Here is a 3,877-nt window from a genome sequence, read left to right as displayed (position 1 = left end):
CGCTGGCCGGGCAGCAGCCGCAGCAGCGGCGCGGCGAGCGCCCCGAGCAGCGCCCCGGCGGTGTTCGCGATCAGGTCGTCGACGTCGAACAGCCGGTACGGGCAGGGGTGGAGGAACCAGTTGCCGGTCAGCTGGGTGAACTCGACCAGCAGCGAGACCGCCAGGCCGGCCAGCCCGGCGAGCGGCACCGGGACGCGTCGCGAGTAGCGCAGCAGCGCCCCGAGCGGGACGAACAGCGCGACGTTGAACAGCACCTGCAGCACGGCCGGGTTGCCCAGCAACGCGGCCGCCCCGGTGCCGCCCGCCTCGCGGCGGGCGTCCTCGACGAACCGGAAGGGCTGCAGCTGGGGCACCGATGCACCGGCGAACCGGGTGCAGGCCGCGGCGGCGTCGGCGGGCAGCGGCAGGATCACGTAGGCCACGAGCGCCATCGCGTAGACGGCGGTGGCGACGACCAGCACGACCCGCCCGGCCCGCAGCTCGCCGTCGCGGCGGTAGCTGCGGGCGACGAACGGTATCGCGCCGAGCACGACGACGAGGCCGCCGAGCAGGACGGCGACCAGCGCGGGGAGCACCCGATCACTCACCCGTCCACTCTGGCCGCTCACCCGGCCCGGCACGTCCCCCCACGGGCTGAACCCGGGTACGGGCCTCGGCCGAAGGTGCGAGCCGGCGGACGGCCTACGACCCCGCGCGTGGCCCTCGACGCCGGGGGCGTCGCGCGCAGGTCAGCGCGTCGGCGACCGCCGCAGCCCGGGCGCTGCGCCGGCTCAGAAGTTGATCATGTGGCCGGCCAGGCCGTGGAAGGTCTCCTGCAGGGCCTCGCTCAGCGTCGGGTGCGCGTGCACGTTGCGGGCCAGCTCGGTGGCCGTCAGGTCCCACTTCTGGGCCAGGGTCAGCTCCGGCAGCAGCTCGGTGACCTCGGCGCCGATCATGTGCCCGCCGAGCAGCTCGCCGTAGGTGGCGTCGGCGACCAGCTTGACGAACCCACCGGGCTCGGCCAGGCCCTGGGCCTTGCCGTTCGCGGTGAACGGGAAGGTCGAGGTGACGACCTTCCAGCCCTTCTCGTCGGCCAGCTCGCGGGCCTGCGCCTCGGTGTAGCCGAAGCTGGCGACCTGCGGCGAGCAGAACGTGGCCCGCGGCATCATCACGTAGTCGAGCTCCTGGGTCTCGGCGCCGGCGATGGTCTCGGCGGCGACGACGCCCTGGGCCTCGGCGACGTGGGCGAGCATGAGCTTGGCGGTGACGTCGCCGATGGCGTAGACGTGCTCGACGTTGGTGCGCATGCGGTCGTCGATGGCGATGGCGCCGCGCTCGGTGAGCTCGACGCCGATCTCCTCCAGGCCGAGCCCCTCGGTGTTGGGCGAGAACCCGATGGCCTGCATGACCTTGTCCGCGGTGAGGGTGGACTCCTGGCCGTCCTTGCTGACGGTCACCGTGACCTGGTCGCCGGAGTCGTCGATCGACTCGACCCTGGTCGAGAGCAGCACCTCGACGCCGTACTTCTTGAAGCGCTTGAGCAGCTCCTTGGAGACCTCGACGTCCTCCAACGGGAGCATCCGGTCGAGGAACTCGACGATGGTGACCCGCACGCCGTAGTTGCTCAGCACGTAGGCGAACTCGACGCCGATGGCGCCGGCCCCGGCGATGATGATGCTGCCCGGCAGCTCGCGGTCGAGGATCTGCTCCTCGTAGGTGACGACGCGCTCGGAGAGGCTGGTGCCCGGCAGCAGGCGGGTGGCCGCGCCGGTGGCGATGATCACGTCGTCGAACGTGATGGTCTGCGTGCCGCCCTTGTTGAGCTCGACCTCGACGGTGTGCGCGTCGGTGAACCGCCCGCGCCCGTCCACCTCCTGGATCTTGTTCTTCTTCATCAGGAAGTGCACGCCCTTGACGCGCCCGTCGGCGACCTTGCGGCTGCGGTCGTGGGCGACGCCGAAGTCGAACGACACCTCGCCGGAGATGCCGAACGTCTTGGCCTCCTTGGTGACCAGGTGGTTGAGCTCGGCGTTGCGCAGCAGGGCCTTGGACGGGATGCAGCCGACGTTGAGGCAGACCCCGCCCCAGTACCTGTCCTCGACCACCGCGACGCTGCGTCCGAGCTGGGCGGCCCGGATCGCCGCGACGTACCCGCCCGGCCCCGCTCCGAGGACCAGGACGTCGACGTGATTTGCCATGTCCCCAATCTAGGCGGGTGCCCGGCCGGCTGCCCTACGCAGGTCGGCGCGACGGGCCCGGCCCGGGGGTGTCGGGCGCGACCGGCCACGGCGGGTCGCCCCGGGTGATGTGGTCGACGATCGCGTCGCTGATCTCCAGCAGGGCCTCGCGCTGGGTCTCGGTGAGGGCGTCGAACAGCAGCGAGCGCACCTCCTCGACGTGCGAGGGCACGGCCGCCTCCAGCTGGGCCAGCCCCTCCGCGGTCAGCTCGGCGATCTGGCCGCGCCGGTCGGACTCGCACGGCCTGCGCCGCACCCAGCCGGTCTCCTCCATGCGCGCGACGGCGTGGCTGAGCCGGCTGCGCGAGGACAGCGACGTGCTGGCCAGCTCGCTCATCCGCATGGCCCGGTCCGGGGCCTCCGACAGCCGCACCAGGATCTCGAAGTAGGCGTGCGGGAGTCCCGCCCCCTGCTGCAGCTGCCGCTCGACCTGGTCGAACAGCAGCCGGTTGGCCGTCAGGAAGCTGCGCCACGTGCGCTGCTCGCGCTCGGTCAGCCAGCGCGTCCCCTCGTCGGGCACCGGCACATCCCCTCCCCGGGAATAGTTGAGCCCTCAAGTCGTTGTGGCGTAACGTCCGGTCAAAACCTGAGAGTTCAAACATCTGTGGAGACGCACATGAGCAGCCCCGCCAGCACCCGCATCCCCGGCTACGTCGCCGGTACCTGGGACATCGACCCGGTGCACTCCGACATCTCCTTCACCGTGCGTCACATGATGGTCAGCAAGGTACGCGGTAGCTTCGCGACCTTCTCCGGCGAGATCGTGACCGGCCAGGACCTCACCGACTCGCGGGTCAGCGCCACCATCGACGCGGCCTCGATCACCACCGGCACCCAGCAGCGCGACGACCACATCCGCTCCGCCGACTTCTTCGAGGTCGAGACCTACCCGACCTGGACGTTCACCTCGACGGCCATCCGGCCCGACGGCGACGGGTACGTCCTGGTGGGCGACCTGACCCTCAAGGGCGTGACCCGCCCGGTCGAGCTGGCCCTCGAGGTCAACGGCTTCGGTCCGGACGCCTACGGCGGCACCCGCGCCGGCTTCACCGCCACCACCTCGATCAACCGCAACGACTTCGGCGTCGACATCAAGATGCCGATGGACGGCGGCGGCGTCGTGGTCGGCGAGAAGGTCCAGATCACCCTGGAGATCGAGGCCGTGCTGCGCCAGTCCTGAACTCCGGCCCGGCGTGAGCGGCGCACCGTGCGGAGCACGGGCGCCGCTCACGGCGTTCGGGACTGTCGGAGGGGCGGGCTACCGTGCTGGCGTGGCCTACCGGGAGTTCCCCGTGCCGCCGCGCTGGCGGGATCCGGTGGAGGCGGCCTGGAGCGCCGGCGTGCCCGCCGACGCCCCCGAGGTCGTCCAGCCGATCCTGCCCGACGGCTGCATGGACATCGTCTGGACCGGCACCGAACTGGCCGTCGCCGGCCCGGACACCACCCCGCACCCCTTCCTGCGCTCCCCTGGCCGCCGCTCAGCCGGCCTGCGCTTCGCCCCGGGCCGGCTGCCCGCGCTGCTCGGCGTCCCCGCGGCCGAACTGCGCGACCGGCGCGTCCCGCTCGCCGAACTGCACCCCCGGATCGCCCGGGCCGCCGCGAGCCGGCTGACCGACGCGGCCGCCGACGAGCGGGCGGTGCTCGACGTCCTGGCCGCGGTG

5 protein-coding genes are annotated in these 3,877 nt (G+C 72.2%); 2 read left to right on the top strand and 3 right to left on the bottom strand.

Annotated features, from left to right (window positions below; genetic code table 11):
• The 3 genes from KIK08_RS37830 to KIK08_RS37820 all read right to left on the bottom strand — a co-directional run.
• A partial coding sequence (locus KIK08_RS37830; RefSeq protein WP_214408124.1) for a VanZ family protein occupies nucleotides 1-587 on the bottom strand: 587 nt, incomplete at its 3' end.
• A 183-nt stretch (nucleotides 588-770) separates the two neighbouring features.
• A complete protein-coding gene (gene lpdA, locus KIK08_RS37825) occupies nucleotides 771-2,177 on the bottom strand; it encodes a dihydrolipoyl dehydrogenase (RefSeq protein WP_214408123.1) in 1,407 nt (468 codons plus the stop codon).
• A 34-nt stretch (nucleotides 2,178-2,211) separates the two neighbouring features.
• Complete coding sequence (locus KIK08_RS37820) at nucleotides 2,212-2,736, bottom strand: MarR family winged helix-turn-helix transcriptional regulator (RefSeq protein WP_214408122.1); 525 nt, start codon at nucleotides 2,734-2,736, stop codon at nucleotides 2,212-2,214.
• 96 nt (nucleotides 2,737-2,832) lie between these two features.
• Between KIK08_RS37820 and KIK08_RS37815 the strand changes: the two genes are divergently transcribed.
• Nucleotides 2,833-3,396 (top strand): YceI family protein, encoded by a 564-nt coding sequence (locus KIK08_RS37815; protein WP_214408121.1) that lies wholly within the window; start codon nucleotides 2,833-2,835, stop codon nucleotides 3,394-3,396.
• Between the two features lie 91 nt (nucleotides 3,397-3,487).
• Nucleotides 3,488-3,877 (top strand): DUF6597 domain-containing transcriptional factor (locus KIK08_RS37810; RefSeq protein ID WP_328516860.1); only part of this gene is annotated, 390 nt, incomplete at its 3' end.

The sequence above is a fragment of the Pseudonocardia lacus genome, from assembly GCF_018531445.1.
Classification (GTDB): domain Bacteria; phylum Actinomycetota; class Actinomycetes; order Mycobacteriales; family Pseudonocardiaceae; genus Pseudonocardia; species Pseudonocardia lacus.
Note: the sequence above shows the minus strand (reverse complement) of the source record. Positions and strands in the feature narration are given on the sequence as shown.

What these genes read in the sequence shown, in the direction of transcription:
- KIK08_RS37815 (WP_214408121.1), top strand. Translation starts at nt 2,833, where the DNA reads ATGAGCAGCCCCGCCAGCACCCGCATCCCCGGCTACGTCGCCGGTACC.
- lpdA (WP_214408123.1), bottom strand. Translation starts at nt 2,177, where the DNA reads ATGGCAAATCACGTCGACGTCCTGGTCCTCGGAGCGGGGCCGGGCGGG.